Raw genomic sequence first — 14,923 nt, 5'->3', positions numbered from 1 at the left:
GCAGCAGGAACTGCCCGGCGCGATGTGGTTAGATACGCCTATGACCCGCCCCCTTAGCTCCCCCCTCCTGGTCATCCACGGCGGCGCCGGTACCATCCGCGACGAGGACCGCGAAGCCTACACCCTCGGCCTGATCGCCGCCAGAGACGCCGGGTTCGCCGTGCTCGCGGGCGGCGGCGACGCCCTGGCTGCGGCGCTGGCCGCCGTTAAGGTCATGGAAGACAATCCGGACGCCTTTAACGCCGGCACGGGCGGTTCGCCGAACGCGCGCGGCGAGGTCGAGTGCGACGCGGCGGTGATGTCGGGCGCCGACGGCTCCGCCGGGGCGGTCGGGGCCGTGAAGACGGCGCGCAACCCGGTTCTGCTGGCGAACAAGGTGCGGTTGGAGACCCCGCACGCCTTTTTCGTCGGGGCGGGGGCCGAGGCGCTCGTCGACGACCCCATCGATAACGAAAGCCTCCTCACGGAGCGCACGCGGCGCGCGTTTAGGGCGTGGCAGCAGGGCGCGGGCAAACCGGCCACCTCGGCGACCGTCGGGGCGGTCGTGCGCGACGCGCGCGGCGACCTCGCGGCGGCCACCAGCACCGGCGGGATGCTCGGCAAGTGGCCGGGCCGCGTCGGCGACTCCCCAATTATCGGCGCGGGCACCTACGCCGACAGCCGCGTCGCCGTCTCCTGCACGGGCAAGGGGGAGGCGTTCATCCGCGCCGTCACCGCCAAAGCGCTCGCCGAACGCCTCGCGGCGGGTGCGGCGCTTGAGGAGAGCGTCCAGCGGGCTTTGGAGGAGGTCAGGGGTTTTGGCGGCTCGGGCGGGCTCATTAGCGTGACAAAGGCCGGGGAGCTCTGCGTGGGCTTTAACAGCGCCACCATGGCGTACGCCTGGAGAGCCGAGGACCGCGAGGGGGCGGTGGTCGGGCTCGAGGCCGGCGTCTTTCTCCTCTAGCCGTGCACCCCCCTATGCGGCGCGTCGCCGTCGTCGGCACCAAGCTCTGGCGGCTCTTTAAGCGGACATTGCGCCGCATAGCGACCCGCGACGTGCTGTGGGGGACGAACGAGGAAACGTTCCGCCAGGCGTTTTTGCGCCGGAAGTCCCTCTTGTTATGCAAGACGCACTGGCGCGGGCGCCGCCGCTATGAGGCGCACTTCGCGACCCTACTGCCCCACGTGAGGCTGCTGCGGCTCTTTGAACCCGCCGAGGCGGAGAGGCTCCTCAAAGGCCTAAGATAACCCTATGATCCATACTGTCACGGCCAACCCGGCGCTCGACCTCACCTACCGCGTCACCGAACTTAAGCTCGACGACAAGCTGCGCGCCACGGCCGTCTTTCGCGCCCCCGGCGGCAACGGCGTCAACGTCAGCCGGGTCGCGGCGCGCTTGGGGCACCCCACGGTGGCGATGGGCCTGGTCGGGGGCCGCGCGGGCGACGAGTTTAAAGAGCTCCTCAAAGAGGAGCATGTGCGCACCTGGTTCACGCAGCAGTCGGGCACGACCCGCACGAACGCCATTATCCAAGACGACCACGCGCAGCAGCTGCGCGTCTCCGGACCCGGCCCCGAAGCGTCCCCCGAGGAGACGGCGATGCTGCGCTCGAGCATCTTCGAGCTGCGCGCACCCGACTTTCTGGTGCTCTCGGGCAGCCTGCAGCGGGGTATGCCGGAGGACTTTTACACCGACGTCATCGCCGAAGCCAAACGGCAGGGGGTAAAGGTGGCCGCCGACATCGACAAGGAGCTCGCGCAGGTCGTCGCGGCCGGGGTCGAGCTTATCAAACCGAACCAGTACGAGTTGGAGCGGCTCACGGGGCTGCGGGTCACGGACATCGGGAGCGCCGTCGCGGCGGCCGAGCGCGCCCTGGCGCAGGGGGCCAAAGCGGTGCTCGCGAGCTTGGGCGCCCAGGGGGCGGTGCTCGTGACCGAGGGGGGGGCGTGGCAGGGGGTGCCGCCGAAGGTCAAAGCCGACTCGGCGGTCGGCGCGGGCGACTCGCTCCTGGGTGGGGCCTTGGTAGCGCTCGCCGAGGGCGAGGGGTGGGAGGCGGCGCTGCGGCTCGGCGTCGCGTGCGGCGCGGCGACCGCCACGACCCCCGGCACCGACTTGTGCCACAAGCCCACCGTCGAGGCGCTGCTGCCGCAGGTGGTGGTGACGGCGCTGTGAACGCCCCCGAGAGCGCCCCGCCGGTGCGGCTCTACGGCCTGGCGGGGTGCGGCCCTTGCGAAGTGGCGAAACGCTTCTTGAGCTCGAGGGGCGTGCCGTTTACGTTCGTCGACGTCGCCCGGGAACCGGAGCGGCGCAACCTGTTAGAGGCGCGCCTCGGGTCGCCGGCGCGGGGGGTCATCCTCGAGGACGGCGACACGCTAGAGGTCATGCAGGGCGTTTCGGTGGCGGTCCTGTCGCGTTGGCTGTCGGCTTACCGGGAGCGGCACGGGTTTACTCCCTGGCCTCGACGCGGTACACCGTCCCGTCGGCAAAGGAGCTGACGAGCAGCGCCCCCTCGTGCGCCAGCAGGTGCTGGGGCAGCCTGATGCCGGTGATAAAGGGCGTCACCGCACCCGTGCGGGCGTCCACGCGCACAACCCTCGAGGCCGCCCACAGCGCGACCAAGAGCGCCCCCTCCTCAAACGGTGACCCCACCACGCTCGTCGGCGTCGCGCCGCGGGCGAACAGGGCGAGGGGCGCTTCGGTCGCCGCGCAGCGCGCCCGCGTGCCCCCAAAGTTGTGGGCGGGTTGCCGGTCGCCGTAACAGGACGGCCAGCCGTAGTCGGCGCCTTCGCGGATGATGTTAAGTTCGTCCGGCGGTGGGCGGCCGTCCACCCAGTCGTCGCCGACTTCGGTGCTGTAGAGCGTGCCCGAGGCGTCGAAAGCGTGGGCGTAGGCGCCCTTGAGCCCCGTCGCCAGCGGGCGCGGCGCCGCAGGGTTCGCTGGGTCCAAGCGCCACAGCGCGCCGGAGCCCTCCCGCACGCCGGTCGCCGTGAGCGCGCCGCTCGTCTCGAAGAGCAGCTCGCCCGCCGGGGTCAGCGTCAGCGTGCCTTGAGAGCGCCCGTTGCTGGGCAGGTCGCGCAGGACGACCTCGAGTTCGCCCACCGCCCCCCCTGCTAGCGGCGCGCGCAGCAGGCGGTCCCCCGCCATCACCCACAGGTCGGCCTCGGTGACGGCCAACCCCGTCGGTTTGAAGAGCTCCTTCAGCAGCACCTCCCGCTCCCCCGTCCGGAGGTCCACCGCCACGACCTGCCCCGCGCCGCTGTTCTCGCCGCCCGCGAGCTGCGCCACCCACAGCCGCCCGTCCGGGCCGAAGGTCATCTGGGTGGGGCCGCGCAGGCCCGTTACGAGGGGGTCGGCCGCGTAGCCGTCTGGGAGCGCCAAGGGCTGCGCCCACCCGAGCGTGAGCAGCGCGCTGAGGACGAGGGCGCCTAGACCAGGGAGCGAGGAGCGCATAGCGCAGTCTAGGGCGGTCTCCCCTCCCCGAAAAAGCGCGCGCTTACGCCAAGCCGGTTGCGACGTCAGGGCGCCTCGCAGGGCCGGGGCTCGCCCACGAAAAACACCTCGTGGGCGCTCGAGGGCCCGATGCCCTGCACCACCCCGCCCGCCGCGAGGTAGACCCCGCCGTTACAGACCGCCGCCTGGACGCCGTGGCGGGGCGTCGGCATGGGGGCGAGGCGCCGCCAGGTGTTCGTGCGCGGGTTGTACGCCTCGACCTCCTCGTAGGTGTTGCCGCCCCCCTCGCCGCCGATGACCAAGATCTCATCCCCCAGCACCGCCGCGGCGAAACCGCCGCGCTCGGTCGGCAGCTCGGTGTCCAGGGTCGTCCAGGTGCCGCTGGCGATGTCGAAGGCGTCCACGGCGGGGGTCGTGGCGTTGATGCGCGCCTCGCGCCCGCCGATGGCGTAGAACACCCCGTCCAACACCACCGCGTGGAAGTGGTCGCGGGGGTTGGGCATGTCGGGCAGCGCGGTCCAGGTGTCCGCTACGGGGTCGTAGACGTCGAACCAGGTCCGCGCCACGAAGCCGTTTAAGCCCCCGGCGTAGTAGATGAGGCCGTCGTGGACCGCCACGCCCCCCGCACCGCGCCCGCGCGGCATCGGCGAACCCTCGGTAAAGGTGTCGGTTTCGGGGTCGTAGATGTAGACGGTGTCGGTCTCTACGCGCAGGTCGCCGCCCACATTGCCGCCGATGTAGAGGATCTTCCCGCCGACCGCGACCCCTTGGATGTGGTCGAGGTTTCTGGGGAGCGGCGCGACCTCCGTCCAGGTCCGCGCCACGGGGTCGTAGACCTCGTGCAGCGTGCTGCCGCCGGCGAGGTAGAAGCGCCCGCCGAGCTGCACGTACGAGACCTCCTGGCGCGGCGCCGCGCTTTCGGGAAGCGCCCTCCACGCGCCAGCGCCACCAGCGCCCGGTTCTACGGTGATGACGGCCTGATCACGGGCGCTGGCTTGGCCGTCGGTGACGGAGAGCTCGAGCGTGTACGCCCCCGCTTCCGGAAAGCGCGCGCTGGTCTCTAGAGCGCTCGCGTCGGCAAACGTCACCTCGGCGGGACCCGCGAGCTGCGCCCAGAGCGCCGTGAGGGGGTCGCCGTCGGGGTCCGCGGCGCGGCCCGCCAGGAGCACCCCGTCGGCGGGCAGCGTGACGGTTCGGTCGCCCCCGGCCGAGACGGTAGGGGGACGGTTGTCCGGCGTGGGGCCGCCCGGCGCGTAGCAGGCCGAGAGCAACCCCAAGGGCGCCCACAGCAGGGCGCGCCACGAGCGGTGGGGGCGGGTCGCGAAACGGTTCATGGTCCTCCTCTAGAGCCTCTTCTGCCAGGGACCTACCCTTAGCTTAAAGGCTGCGCGGCTCGAGGTAGGGCGCCGACACGCGCGCCCCCCGTCACGCCTCCTGACGCGCTCACGGCGCGCAGCCGCACGTGCGTCCCACACCCCGCTACGCCAACCTGGTCGCAACGCCCAAAGGCCGAACGCGAAAACCTGTATACTAAACCCTGTACCGCTCCGCACGGCTACGCGACGCACGTGCCCGCCAGGCAGCTGGCGACTAAGGAGGCGTTTCATGGCCACGCACGACGACCACCCGCACACCCACGGCCCCGGCTGCGGCCACACCGCGGTTCGGCACGACGGTCACACCGACTACCTGCACGACGGGCATCTGCACCATCAGCGCGACGATGGCGCCGTCGAGGAGCACGCGCTAGAGGTCTCGAGCACCAACCCCGCCGAGCACAACCCCACCGTGGACGGTCACGACGCCGCGCACGTCCACGGCCCCGGCTGTGGCCACGAAGCGGTGCCGCACGGCGACCACGTCGACTACCTGGTGAACGGCCGCCTGCACCACCCGCACGGGGATCACTGCGACGACCACGGTCCGGTCGAGGTCGTGGCGTAAAAAAGCGCTCGAGAACCTCGAGCGCCTCTCTCTTACCGCGAGCGCTACCAGCTCGCCTTTTTGACCCCCGGCAAGAGGCCCGCGTGCGCCAGCTCGCGCAGCGCGATGCGCGACACCCCGAAAGCGCGCAGGTAGCCGCGGCTGCGCCCCGTGAGCGCGCAGCGGTTTTTTACGCGCACCTTTGAAGCGTCGCGGGGCAGGCGCCCAAGCCCCCGGTAGTCGCCGGCGGCTCTAAGCGCGCGGCGCTTGTCGGCGTACTTCGCTGCTAAGCGTTGGCGTTGTCGGTTTTTGGCGATGAGGCTCTTTCGGGCCACGCTGGCTCCTTTCAGGCGCTTTTCGGCAGCGCTAACCCCGCGGCGCGCGCGATGTGCGGCAGCGTCAGCGGCAAGTAGGCCGTGGCGCTCGCGAGGGTGTTGACGCCGAGCCCGCCGCGCGTCAGCGCGTGCGCCCCCATCGGGTACAGCGGCGGCAGGTTCTTCCAGCGCCCGGTGTCGTCCAGGATCGGGCGGTGTTTGGCGGGGCCGCCCACCACCACGGGGGCGCGGTGCTCGCGCGCGGTCTCGGCGATAAGCGGCAGCTCCCGCAGCCGCGGCGCGGCGCCCGTCGCCGCGAGCAGGAGGTCGGCGTACTCGGCGTGGTCGCCCTCCGGCGTGCGGTACTGCAGCTGCACCCCACCCCAGAGCGGCGCGGCGGCCTGCACGCGGGCGTAGAACGTGACGCGCACCCCGAGCGCGCGCGCCCGCGCCGCTAGCCCCGGCAGCGAGGTGTTGGGCACGTGCGTTTTGCGCAGCGTGCGGAGGCGCTTTTCGGGAGACAGCGCCATAAAGCGCGCCATAAAGTCCGCCTGGAACCAGTGCGGCGCGAAGGGCAGCTGCCACTCGATGGGGTTGAGCGCGCGCGAGAGCAGCGTCACCTTGGCGCCCGCTTCGGCGGCGCGGATGGCGGCCTCCCAGCTCGAGAGGTTGGACGAACCGGCCACCACGACGCGCTTACCCGCGAGCCCCTCGTAGCGGAAACCGAGCACGTGCGCCCGCGTCGCCTCCGGCAGGCGCGCCCACCAGGGGCGCCACGGCCGCGGGACGCGCAGGTGCGGCCCAAGCCCCGTCGCGAGCACCACGGCCGCCGTCGCGAAGCTGCGGCCGTCCTCTAGGTGTACGCGCCAGTGCCCCTCGGCGCCTTCCCACACGGGCTCGAGGCGCGCGGCGCTGGCCTGCAGCACGTGGGCGTCGGCGCCGCTACGCCGCGCGACGCAGTTCGCGTAGCGCCAGAACGCGAGGCGCGGGGCGCGGTGTGCTGGCGTGGTGCTCAGGTTGAAGGCGCTCGCGGCCGCGTCCTCGAGGCGGTAGACGCCCCGAAGCGGGAAGCTGCCGTCGTCGTCCTCGAAAGCGCCCATCCCCCGCTCGGGGACGCCCAGCGCAAAGTCGAGCTCGGCGGGGCTGCGCAGGTGCCCGACCGCCTGCATGGGGCCACCCGGGCCGTAGAGCGGGAGCCAGTCGGCAGCCTTGTCGAGCAGCCGGTAGCCGCTCACCCCGCGGTCTTGCAAGAGGAGGTGCAGGGCGAGGCCGTGCGGGCCTCGCCCGCCGACGACGGTGAGCGGAACGTCGCTTAGCGGACGCACGGGAGCCGTAGAGGCGTCACTAGTGGATCACACCGCCCTCTAACGCGAGCAGCGCCACGCCGCTCGGGGTCCCCCCGACCTCTAGGCGGCGCGTCACGCTGAGCGCGTCGCCCTCAAAGCGCACCTCGGCGACCTCGCCCGCGCTCGGCACGCTGACGTAGACGGCGTGTTCGCCGACCGCCAGCCCAGGGCGCGCCGCACCGTGCCCGCCGCCCGGGCCCGGGTCGAACGCTTCCATGACCGACACGCTGCCCTGGAGCTCCCCTGATTGCGCCTCGAGGCGGTGCAGCTCGCCGTCGCGCGTCAGCACCAAGAGGTGCTCGCCCGTGTGGTCGAAGGCAAAGCGCAGCGGCGCGCTCGGCAGAGAGACGGGCTCGAGCGTCTGCGCCGCCGCGTCGATGAGCACCACGCCGTCACCCAAGTTGCCGACCATCACGGGGCTAGCCTCGTGGGCGACGACCGTACCGACCCGCGCGTCTTCGGGCGTCCCGGCGGGATTGTCCAGCTTCACCGCGCTCAGCGCGCCCTCCTCGTAGGTGACGAGCAGCACGCCGTCGGCGCAGCCGAAAGCCGCCACGTCGCCCGCCGAGGCCTCACCGTGCAGCCGCGGGCACCCCTCGAAGCTCGTTTCAAGCTCGCCGCCCCGGGTAAACGCGTCGACGCGCCCCAACTCCAAGTAGCCGACGAGCACGTGGTCGCCGAGCACGACCGCCGCCCCGTGGTCGGGCCCCGCGGACTCGAGACCGAGGTACTCGAGCGAGAGCCCGAAAAGGCGTTCGTCGAGCACCGCCACGGTCCCGTCGGCGTCGTTAAAGATGGCGATCTCGTGCTCGCCCGTCCACACGTGGGTGGGTTGGCGCCCGACGTTGAGGGTCTGGAGGATGTACGGCGCGCCCTGCACGAGGTCGGCGTGGTCGCCGTGGTCCTCTAGGCGCAACCCCGAGTGCACCACCGTGACGCGGTTTTCGTCGCGGTGCACGACGAGGCCGTACTGCCCGCTCGGCGAGCGGTACACGTTCCCCCCCGGTCCCGGCACGCTAAAGCTCGCGAGCACCTCTTCGCTCAGCAGGTCGAGCACCGCCACGGTGGCGTCTTCGTGGTCGGCGACCAAGAGCCGCGTCCCCGCAACCTCGTCGTGGTCGCCGTGGTGGGCGTGCTCGGCGTGGTCATGGTCGTGATGGTCGTGGTGCTCGTGGTCATGGTGGTCGTGCTCGCCATGCTCATGGTCGTGCTCGGCGTGGTCGTGAGCACCCTGGGGGTGACCGCCGTGCTCGTGATGGTCATGCGCGTGGTCATGATCGTGGTCGTGACCTTCGTGATCGCCGTGCCCATCGTGCGCGTGGTCACCGTGCGCCTGCTCGGCGTGCGTTGCCTCCCCCTCTTGGGCCAAGGCGCCGCCGAGGGTCAGCAGCGCGGCCAGCGTCAGGTAGCCTAGACGGTTCATACTTTCTCCTCGCGAAAGAGCACGTGCCTGCGGAGTCTCGGGTCGTACTTTTTGAGCTCGAGCTTGTGCGTCGTCGTGCGGCGGTTTTTCGTCGTTGCGTACACCGACCCCGTCCCCGCCGTCGAGCGGAGCAGGATCTTGATGCGCGGTCCGTCTTTCGCCATGATCCTCCCTTACTGATAATTGATTATCAGCAAGAGCCATCGTAGCGGCTTTTCGCAAGGGCGTCAAGGTATAGACGCCTTTAGAAACGTCCCGCTGACCGAACCTGCGTTTACCTTCAACAGTCGGGACACGAGACGTGGAGAAGAACGCGCTCTCACCTCTTGGTTTGCTACACTGGGCTGATGAAACGCCAGACTGCGCAGCGCCGCGCCATCTTGCGCGCGCTCGAGCGTGCCCCCGGTCCCTTAACGCCCCAGGAGGTCCTCCACGCCGCCCGCGAGACGCACGCGAGCCTCGGCCTAGCGACCGTCTACCGCAACCTGAGCACTATGGAAGCCGAGGGGGAGGTCGTCCCCGTCCACCTCCCCGGCGAGAGCGCCCGCTTCGAGATCGCCGGGCGCGGGCACCACCACCACTTCCGCTGCCAGAGCTGCGGCGGCGTGTTTGAACTCACCACCACCTGCCCGGTCGTGGTGTTAGAGGGGCTCACCCTGCCGGGCGGTTTCACCGTCAAGCACCACGAGCTCACGCTCTACGGCGTCTGCCCGCAGTGCCAGAGCAACTGATCACGGCTTGTCCCGGCGAGAGACGCCCCTTGACGCAGCACACCGGCGCGGGGTGAGCGTGCAGGGTCAGCCCCACATCGCCTTAGGCTGCCAACACTCCCGGTCAACATGGGTGCGCTACGAGCGCCGACCCTCGCTAGAGCGCCGGACGTGGAGCAAAACGCCACGCCCGAGGCCGTGCTCAGGTTTACGATCAGCCAAGCCATACCTAGCGGCCCCAACAGCTTGGGGCGTCATCTGGAGGTGTACGCGTGAAGCTCGCGGTGTTTGGTGGTACGGGGAAGACGGGGCGTCCCCTTTTAGAGCAGGCGCTCGCGGCGGGCCACGAGGTCAGGGCGCTCGTACGCGACCCCGGCAAACTGCCGCTAAGTCTAAGCGGGCACGAGCGGCTCGAGCTTATTCAGGGCGACGCGCTCGACCCGGAGGCCGTCGCGCGCACGGTGAAGGGGGTGGACGCGGTGCTCAGCGTGCTCGGTCAGACGAAGGGTTCGCCGCCCGACCTCGTCACCCGCGCGACCGAGAACATCCTCGCCGCGATGCATGCGCACGGCGTCCGGCGGATCGTGACGCTTACCGGCGCGGGCGTCCCCGACCCGCGAGACAGGCCCAAACTCATCGACCGCGTCTTCACCTTTCTCTTAAAGCGCCTCTCGGGGGCGGTGTTGGAGGACGGCGAGCAGCACGCCGCGCGGCTTAAAGCGAGCGGGCTTGCGTGGACGGTCGTGCGCGCACCGCGCCTCACAAACGGTCCGCACACCGGAAGCTACCGCGTGGGCTTTGTCGGCAAGGATTCTGGGGTGCAGGTCTCGCGGGCGGACGTGGCCGACTTTATGCTTCAGGAGGTGGCAAGCTCGCGCTTCGTGCAGCAGATGCCCGTGGTGACGAGCTGAGGCGGCTAGGGTGCTACACTGCCTACGATGCACACCCCCCCTCGTATCGCCTTTCAAGGGGTCGCCGGCGCGTTCAGCGAGCAAGCAGCGCTCCAGTTTTGCCCCCACGCCGAGGCTGTTGGCTACAGCACGTTCCAAGAGGGTTTCGCGGCGGCGGTTTCGGGTGCGTGCGACTACGCCTGCTTACCCGTGGAGAACTCCCTGGCGGGTTCGATCAACCAGACCTACGACCTCTTGACCGACTCGGTGCTGCACGTCGTCGGGGAGCAGGTGGTGCGGGTCGAACACAACCTGCTCGTGGTCCCCGGCACCAAGCTCGCGGACGTTCGGCGGGTCTACTCGCACCCGCAGGCTCTAGAGCAGTGCCGCGGCTTCCTGACCCGCCACGGCTTCGAGGCGGTGACCGACTTCGACACGGCGGGGGCCGCCAAACTCCTCGCCGAACGGCAGGAGAACGGGGGGGCGCACGGGCACGCGGCGATCGCCTCCAAGCGGGCGGCCGAGATCTACGGCCTCGAGATCCTAGCCGCCAACATCGAGGACACCGACTTTAACTACACGCGCTTTTTCATCCTGGGCGCCGACGAGGTGCCGCGGGGCGAAGGGGAGCACAAGACGAGTTTGGTCATCGCCACCCGCCACCGCCCCGGCGACCTCGTGCGCTGCTTGGAGCTCTTTCCGCGGCACGGCATCAACATGACCAAGCTCGAGTCGCGCCCCCGCCGCGACAAACCCTGGAGCTACCTCTTTTATATCGACATCGAGGGGCACCTCGACGACGCCAACGTGCAGGCCGCCGTGACCGGCCTCATGCGCCGCGCGGCCTTCGTCAAGTTTTTGGGTTCTTATCCCGCCGCCCCGAGCGTGAGCGAGGTCGCCTCATGAACCGCCCCCCCGACACCGACCGCTTCGACGACCCTGAGCCCACCATCACCCTAAACGACGCGCTCAAGCTCTCGGGGCTCGCCCAGACGGGCGGGCAGGCCAAGCTGATGATCCAGTCGGGGAGGGTGCGGGTCAACGGCGAGGTCGAGACGCGCCGCAAACGCAAGCTCCGCGAGGGGGACACCGTCACGGTCGGCGACGAGACGTTCGTGCTCGGGCTCGCGGGGGAGCTAGAGGGCGACCGGTGAGGGTGTCGGGAGCGCGGCGAGCGTCAGCGGTTCGTGAAGGCCCAAAAGCAACCGTACCCGGTAGTGGTCGCCCTGCGGCTCCCGGTAGACCTCGAGCCGCCCCTTTTCAAGGTTGACGAGCCAGTATTCCGGCACCCCCGTGCGGGCGTAGATGGGTAGCTTGACCTTGCGGTCGTGCAGGAGCGTGGACACGCTTACCTCGACGACGAGGTACACATCGGTAGCCCTGGGCAGCTCCGCTTCGTAAAAGTCCGCGCGGGGAACGAGGACGGTCACGTCGGGTTCGGGGGCGTCCTCCTCGGAGAGAGCCACCGGACTCTGAACGCGCACGATTGCGCGGTCGCCGCAGGCACGCTCGAGCGCCTTCATCATCCGGTCGACCCAGGCGGCGTGCTTGCTACTCGGCGGCGACATCGTGTAGATCTCTCCCTCCAGCAGCTCCACGCGCTCATCGGGCGCGAAGAGCCCCGCCTCCCCCATCGCCAGAAAGTCGGCGACCGTGAGCTTGCGCTTGGTGATCATAGGCTAGTTTAGCAGCCGCGCTCACGGGCTTGGCGTCGGTGCGCGCAGGGTCGACGGACGCTTTGGATATGCTTGCGCGCGCATCTTTATGCCCTAAAGCCGCGTGTTATGGTCTTCAGTTGGTATGCCCAAGCGCGACGATATTCACAAGATCCTCATCCTCGGTTCTGGCCCCATCGTCATCGGCCAGGCCGCCGAGTTCGACTATTCGGGTACGCAGGCGTGTAAAGCGCTGCGCGCCGCCGGGTTCGAGGTCGTGCTCATCAACGCCAACCCCGCGACCATCATGACCGACCCCGAGGTCGCCGACCGGACGTACATCGAACCCCTGACCCCGGAGGTCGCCGAGCGGGTCATCGCCCAGGAGCGGCCCGACGCGCTCTTGCCGACCCTGGGCGGGCAGACGGCTTTAAACCTCGCCAAGGCGCTCTACGAGACGGGGGTCTTGGAGCGCTACGGGGTCGAACTCATCGGCGCCAACTACGAGGCCATCAACAAGGGAGAAGACCGCGAGCTCTTTCAGGCGGCGATGCGCAAGATCGGCATCAAGACGCCCGCGGGCAAGATGGTCGGCAGCCTCGAGGAGGCCCTGGACTTCGTCGCCACCATCGGCTACCCGGCCATCATCCGGCCGTCATTTACCCTCGGCGGGACCGGGGGGGGCGTCGCCTACGACGAGGCCGAGTTCCGGCAGATCGTCCGCCGGGGGCTGCACGACTCGCCGGTACACACGGTGCTGGTCGAGCAGTCGGTGCTCGGTTGGAAAGAGTACGAGCTCGAGGTCATGCGCGACCACAACGACACCGTGGTCATCATCTGCTCGATCGAGAACGTCGACCCCATGGGGGTGCACACCGGCGACTCGATCACGGTGGCGCCCGCGCAGACCCTGTCCGACAAGGAGTACCAGCGGCTGCGCGACGACGCCATCGCCATCATCCGCGAGATCGGGGTCGACACCGGCGGGTCGAACATCCAGTTCGCGGTCAACCCGCGTAACGGCGAGGTGATGGTGATCGAGATGAACCCGCGGGTGTCGCGCTCGTCGGCGCTGGCCTCCAAGGCCACGGGCTACCCGATCGCCAAGATCGCCGCGCTGCTCGCCGTCGGCTACCACTTAGACGAGCTCCCTAACGACATCACCAAGGAGACCAAGGCGGCCTTTGAACCCTCCATCGACTACGTGGTGACCAAGATCCCGCGCTTCGCGTTTGAAAAGTTTCCCGAGACCTCGCCGCTCTTGGGCACCCAGATGCGTTCGGTCGGCGAGGTGATGGCGATCGGCCGCACCTTCAAAGAGTCCTTGCAAAAAGCCCTGCGTTCGCTCGAGCTCGACGTGCGCAGCGAGACCAAAAACCTCAACTTGGCGCAGCTCGAGAGCCGCCTGGCGGCGACCCCGCAGCGCTTGGGGGCGCTTTTGGAGCTTCTGCGGCGCGGCAAGAGCGTGCGCTTTTTGGCCGAGCGCACCCACATCGACCCCTGGTTCTTGGCGCAGCTTAAAGAGATCGTCGACGCCGAGCGGGAGATCACCGCGCTCGGACCCGTCGAGCGCTGGAACTGGGAGACGTGGCGCGAGGTCAAGCGCTTCGGCTTTTCCGACAGTGATCTCGCGCAGCTGACCGGTACGGACGTGATGACCGTGCGGCGGCTTCGCAAAGAGCGCCACGCCGCGCCGGTCTACAAAACCGTGGACACCTGCGCCGCTGAGTTTGAAGCCTACACCCCCTACCACTACTCGACGTACGAGTGGGAGGACGAGGTGCGCCCCTCGGAGCGGCCCAAAGTCGTCATCTTGGGTTCGGGCCCCAACCGCATCGGCCAGGGGGTCGAGTTCGACTACGCCACCGTGCACGCGGTCTGGGCGCTTAAAGAGGCGGGGTATGAGACCATCATGATCAACTCCAACCCCGAGACCGTCTCGACCGACTACGACACCGCCGACCGCCTCTACTTCGAACCTTTGACCTTCGAGGACGTCTTGAACGTCATCGAGCGGGAGGAGCCGGCGGGGGTGATCGTCCAACTCGGCGGCCAGACGCCGCTGAAGCTCGCCGCGCCGCTCGAGGCCGCCGGGGTGCCGATCTGGGGTACCCCGGCGCGCGCGATCGCCGAAGCCGAGGACCGCGACGCCTTTCACCGGCTCTGCGCGCGGCTCGGCGTCCCGCAACCCGCCGGCGGGGTCGCGCAGCGCCCGGCGGAGGCGCTCACGTTGGCCGCCTCGTTGGGCTACCCGCTGATGGTGCGCCCCTCGTTCGTGCTGGGTGGGCGGGCGATGCAGGTCGTCGAGGACGAGGGGGCTTTGGAGCGCTACTTGCGCGAGGTCTACGCCGAGCTGCCGGGGTCGCCGTCGATCCTGTTAGACGCCTTTGTCGCGGGGGCGCAGGAGGTCGACGTCGACGCCCTAGCGGACGGCGAGCGCGTCGTCGTGGCGGGCATCATGGAGCACATCGAGGGGGCCGGGGTGCACTCGGGCGACTCGGCGTGCATCACACCGCCGGTGTCTCTAAGCGACGAGGTCATCGCGACGCTGCACGACTACAGCACCCGGCTCGCGAGGGCCATCGGCGTGCGCGGGCTTATCAACCTCCAGTTCGTGGTCAAAGGGGGCGAGGTGCTGGTGATCGAGGCGAACCCGCGCGCGAGCCGGACGGTGCCCTACCTCTCCAAAGCCATCGGGCACCCCTTGGCCAAGTACGCCGCGCTGATCGCCGCCGGCAAGACGCTCGCCGAGATCGGGTTTACCGAGACGCCGACGCCGAGCGTCTACAGCGTCAAAGAGGCTGTGCTGCCCTTTCTCAAGTTTGCGGGCGTGACCCCCGTCTTGGGCCCCGAGATGCGCTCGACGGGGGAGAGCATGGGGATCGACCCCGACCCCTACATGGCCTACTACAAGGCGCTGTTGGGGGCGAACGTGCGCCTGCCCACGTCGGGGACGGTGGCGCTCATCGGCGAGGGGTTGGAGGTGGTGGGCGCGGAGCTGTGCGAGCTCGGCTTCTCGGTGACCAAGGCGCCGGAGGGCGCGGGGGAGCCCGCTTACGCGCTGCTGATCGCGACAACGGCGACGCCCGAGCTGCGCCGCGCGTTAGAGGCCGGCGTCCCCATCGTCACCACGCCCGAGGCAGCGCGCTGGACCGTTCGCGCGCTGCGCGCGGCGCAGCGCGGCACGCTCGAGGTCCGCCCCCTACAGGAGCTGCACCGGGGCGCTTAGCGC

Annotated in this window: 19 protein-coding genes; 12 read left to right on the top strand and 7 right to left on the bottom strand. The window is 69.7% G+C overall.

Translation table 11 applies throughout. From position 1 onward, the window contains the following. Positions 1 to 40: 40 nt before the first annotated feature. Genes TRAD_RS02535 through TRAD_RS16770 form a run of 4 tightly spaced genes read left to right on the top strand, consistent with a single transcriptional unit; the run spans position 41 to position 2,475 of the window. Complete coding sequence (locus tag TRAD_RS02535) at positions 41 to 943, top strand: isoaspartyl peptidase/L-asparaginase family protein (RefSeq protein ID WP_041947106.1); 903 nt, start codon at positions 41 to 43, stop codon at positions 941 to 943. A gap of 2 nt (positions 944 to 945) precedes the next feature. Next, on the top strand, positions 946 to 1,227 hold the full coding sequence (locus tag TRAD_RS02530) for a hypothetical protein (RefSeq protein ID WP_148221168.1): 282 nt from the start codon (positions 946 to 948) through the stop codon (positions 1,225 to 1,227). 4 nt (positions 1,228 to 1,231) lie between these two features. Then, the gene (locus TRAD_RS02525) at positions 1,232 to 2,152 is read left to right on the top strand and encodes a 1-phosphofructokinase family hexose kinase (protein ID WP_013177017.1); all 921 of its coding nucleotides are present in this window, start codon (positions 1,232 to 1,234) and stop codon (positions 2,150 to 2,152) included. Beyond that, entirely contained in the window at positions 2,056 to 2,475 is a 420-nt protein-coding gene (locus tag TRAD_RS16770) for a glutaredoxin family protein (protein WP_425358643.1), read from the top strand. The genes TRAD_RS02525 and TRAD_RS16770 overlap by 97 nt, the downstream gene beginning before the upstream one ends. Here TRAD_RS16770 and TRAD_RS02515 read toward each other — a convergent pair. Both TRAD_RS02515 and TRAD_RS02510 read right to left on the bottom strand, forming a co-directional pair. Beyond that, positions 2,426 to 3,430 (bottom strand): PQQ-dependent sugar dehydrogenase, encoded by a 1,005-nt coding sequence (locus TRAD_RS02515; RefSeq protein WP_013177015.1) that lies wholly within the window; start codon positions 3,428 to 3,430, stop codon positions 2,426 to 2,428. The two genes, TRAD_RS16770 and TRAD_RS02515, sit on opposite strands and share 50 nt — an antisense overlap. Positions 3,431 to 3,495: 65 nt before the next feature. Further along, complete coding sequence (locus TRAD_RS02510; RefSeq protein WP_013177014.1) at positions 3,496 to 4,764, bottom strand: Kelch repeat-containing protein; 1,269 nt, start codon at positions 4,762 to 4,764, stop codon at positions 3,496 to 3,498. A gap of 271 nt (positions 4,765 to 5,035) precedes the next feature. On the opposite strand from TRAD_RS02510, the gene TRAD_RS02505 reads away from it, so the two are divergent. Continuing rightward, positions 5,036 to 5,374, top strand: a complete 339-nt coding sequence (locus TRAD_RS02505; protein WP_013177013.1) for a hypothetical protein — start codon at positions 5,036 to 5,038, stop codon at positions 5,372 to 5,374. 44 nt (positions 5,375 to 5,418) lie between these two features. On the opposite strand, the gene rpsN is transcribed toward TRAD_RS02505, so the two are convergent. Genes rpsN through TRAD_RS02490 form a run of 3 tightly spaced genes read right to left on the bottom strand, consistent with a single transcriptional unit; the run spans position 5,419 to position 8,076 of the window. Further along, on the bottom strand, positions 5,419 to 5,688 hold the full coding sequence (gene rpsN / locus TRAD_RS02500; protein ID WP_013177012.1) for a 30S ribosomal protein S14: 270 nt from the start codon (positions 5,686 to 5,688) through the stop codon (positions 5,419 to 5,421). A gap of 11 nt (positions 5,689 to 5,699) precedes the next feature. Beyond that, entirely contained in the window at positions 5,700 to 6,992 is a 1,293-nt protein-coding gene (locus TRAD_RS02495; RefSeq protein ID WP_013177011.1) for an FAD/NAD(P)-binding protein, read from the bottom strand. A 19-nt stretch (positions 6,993 to 7,011) separates the two neighbouring features. After that, positions 7,012 to 8,076, bottom strand: a complete 1,065-nt coding sequence (locus TRAD_RS02490; RefSeq protein WP_013177010.1) for a YncE family protein — start codon at positions 8,074 to 8,076, stop codon at positions 7,012 to 7,014. Between the two features lie 12 nt (positions 8,077 to 8,088). On the opposite strand from TRAD_RS02490, the gene TRAD_RS14985 reads away from it, so the two are divergent. After that, entirely contained in the window at positions 8,089 to 8,427 is a 339-nt protein-coding gene (locus tag TRAD_RS14985) for a hypothetical protein (RefSeq protein WP_013177009.1), read from the top strand. Positions 8,428 to 8,432: 5 nt separating this feature from the next. Here the strand turns inward: TRAD_RS14985 and rpmG are convergent, their stop codons facing one another. After that, entirely contained in the window at positions 8,433 to 8,600 is a 168-nt protein-coding gene (gene rpmG, locus TRAD_RS02485) for a 50S ribosomal protein L33 (RefSeq protein WP_013177008.1), read from the bottom strand. Between the two features lie 183 nt (positions 8,601 to 8,783). On the opposite strand from rpmG, the gene TRAD_RS02480 reads away from it, so the two are divergent. The 5 genes from TRAD_RS02480 to TRAD_RS02465 all read left to right on the top strand — a co-directional run bounded on the left by TRAD_RS02480 (position 8,784) and on the right by TRAD_RS02465 (position 11,190). Continuing rightward, positions 8,784 to 9,167 (top strand): Fur family transcriptional regulator, encoded by a 384-nt coding sequence (locus TRAD_RS02480; RefSeq protein ID WP_013177007.1) that lies wholly within the window; start codon positions 8,784 to 8,786, stop codon positions 9,165 to 9,167. 108 nt (positions 9,168 to 9,275) lie between these two features. Beyond that, positions 9,276 to 9,422, top strand: coding sequence for a hypothetical protein (locus tag TRAD_RS16200; RefSeq protein ID WP_185095189.1), 147 nt, complete (start codon positions 9,276 to 9,278; stop codon positions 9,420 to 9,422). Next, the gene (locus TRAD_RS02475; RefSeq protein WP_013177006.1) at positions 9,419 to 10,057 is read left to right on the top strand and encodes an NAD(P)-dependent oxidoreductase; all 639 of its coding nucleotides are present in this window, start codon (positions 9,419 to 9,421) and stop codon (positions 10,055 to 10,057) included. The genes TRAD_RS16200 and TRAD_RS02475 overlap by 4 nt, the downstream gene beginning before the upstream one ends. Before the next feature lie 27 nt (positions 10,058 to 10,084). Beyond that, positions 10,085 to 10,942: a prephenate dehydratase gene (gene pheA, locus TRAD_RS02470; protein ID WP_013177005.1), complete on the top strand. Its 858-nt coding sequence runs from the start codon at positions 10,085 to 10,087 to the stop codon at positions 10,940 to 10,942. Then, positions 10,939 to 11,190, top strand: a complete 252-nt coding sequence (locus tag TRAD_RS02465) for an RNA-binding S4 domain-containing protein (RefSeq protein ID WP_013177004.1) — start codon at positions 10,939 to 10,941, stop codon at positions 11,188 to 11,190. The genes pheA and TRAD_RS02465 overlap by 4 nt, the downstream gene beginning before the upstream one ends. Here the strand turns inward: TRAD_RS02465 and TRAD_RS02460 are convergent. Continuing rightward, on the bottom strand, positions 11,173 to 11,712 hold the full coding sequence (locus TRAD_RS02460) for a Uma2 family endonuclease (protein ID WP_013177003.1): 540 nt from the start codon (positions 11,710 to 11,712) through the stop codon (positions 11,173 to 11,175). The genes TRAD_RS02465 and TRAD_RS02460 overlap by 18 nt on opposite strands. Before the next feature lie 124 nt (positions 11,713 to 11,836). Here TRAD_RS02460 and carB point away from each other — a divergent pair, with 124 nt between their 5' ends. Further along, positions 11,837 to 14,920 carry a carbamoyl-phosphate synthase large subunit gene (gene carB / locus TRAD_RS02455; protein ID WP_013177002.1) on the top strand — a complete coding sequence of 1,028 codons (3,084 nt, stop codon included), beginning with the start codon at positions 11,837 to 11,839 and terminating at the stop codon, positions 14,918 to 14,920. The last annotated feature ends 3 nt before the right edge of the window (positions 14,921 to 14,923 follow it).

This window comes from Truepera radiovictrix DSM 17093, from assembly GCF_000092425.1.
Lineage (GTDB): Bacteria > Deinococcota > Deinococci > Deinococcales > Trueperaceae > Truepera > Truepera radiovictrix.
Note: the sequence above shows the minus strand (reverse complement) of the source record. Positions and strands in the feature narration are given on the sequence as shown.